The organism is Cupriavidus necator (assembly GCF_040578825.1).
In the GTDB taxonomy this organism is placed as follows: domain Bacteria; phylum Pseudomonadota; class Gammaproteobacteria; order Burkholderiales; family Burkholderiaceae; genus Cupriavidus; species Cupriavidus necator_E.
This window is the reverse complement of sequence record NZ_JBEFLI010000179.1, coordinates 1-1,300: the sequence shown is the minus strand read 5'-3', so window position 1 is coordinate 1,300 and position 1,300 is coordinate 1. Positions and strand designations below refer to the sequence as shown.

1 protein-coding gene is annotated in these 1,300 nt (G+C 64.5%); it reads right to left on the bottom strand.

What is annotated here, in order from left to right; translation table 11 throughout:
• Positions 1-97: 97 nt before the first annotated feature.
• Positions 98-1,300, bottom strand: a 1,203-nt coding sequence (locus tag AB1I47_RS33765) for an ISNCY family transposase (RefSeq protein ID WP_354687984.1), incomplete at its 5' end; no start/stop codon positions are given.

Here is a 1,300-nt window from a genome sequence, read left to right as displayed (position 1 = left end):
ACACCAAGTGTCTAGGCTAAGTTCAAATGTCCGGCGCTCAGCTAAGCTGAAATGTCCGATCTAGAAGGTGTGGTGTTGAGGTTCGGTGTTTGGCTTTCTATGGTTTCCCGTAAGGCAGTGGTGCATTGAAAGTCTTTTCGATGGCAGCCTGCAAGTCTGCGGCGCTGAGCTGTCTCTGAGGTTTTTTGCCTGGGGCGGCTTTGCGAGGCCGCGGTGGCGTGCCTGTGGTGGTTCGGGCGGGTGCGCTGGCGCTGCGCCGGCTATCGCGCTTGGCCTGCATCTCCTGCGCCACGCGCAGGACGTGACCGAGCCGCTTGTGCTCGACGATCGCGCCCTGGTCGATCTCGGCCAACCGGTCATAGGTGGTGTAGGGCAGGGTGGCGCCATCGGCCCACAGCTCGATCCGGCCGTCCGGATATTCGGCCACCTCGAGGTAGCGGTGAATCAGAGCGCGATGCGCGGGCTGGTCTGCCAGCAGGTACAGCGTCTTGTCGTACTGCAGCGTGAGGCTGGCCGACACCTTGCGCCATTCACGCCAGGTGAAGATCCGCGCCAGGTCCTCATCGGCGCGCACTGGGCGATGCGCATTAAAGTCGCTCCTGGGCGGTTTGGCAAAGCGGGCGTTGAAGTCGGCCACAAAGACCGCCACGAAGGCGTTGGCGTCGGCCTGAGACGAGATCCGGCGCAGCCGCAGCTCCTTGACCAGGCGGTCCTGCAGCGTGCCGTTCATCCGTTCGACACGGCCCTTGGCCTGGCTCGAGTTGGCGCACAAGCTATCGATATTGAGCTCGTACAGCGCGCGCCCGAATTGGGTGTAGCCGTCGCCGCCGCTGGCATTGGGTCGGTTGACCCGGAACACACTGGCCTTGTCGCTATAGAACGCGATCGGCTTGCCGTGGCACTCAAGGTAAGCCCGTGTCGCCTCGAAATACGCAAAAGCGGATTCCGTCGGCACGAAGCGCAACGCCATCAGCCGGCTGGTGGCGTCATCGACGTACACCAGCAACGTGCAGGCCGGCGCACGGTCCTCGAACCAGGCGTGGTCGCTGCCGTCGATCTGCACCAGTTCGCCCAGGCAGGCTCGGCGATTCCTCGGCTGGTGCACCTTGGGTGGACGCAGCTTGCGCGGCACCCAAAAACCGGCGTCGATCATGAGCCGGCGCACCGTCTCCTTGGCCAGGCTGAGGCCATGGCGCTCGTGCAGCTTCTCGCGGGCCAGCGTCGGGCCGAAGTCGGCATAGTTGTCGCGGATCAGCCCGAGCGCCCGCGCCGCAAGGCCCGGTGGGGTCCGGTTGTTGGC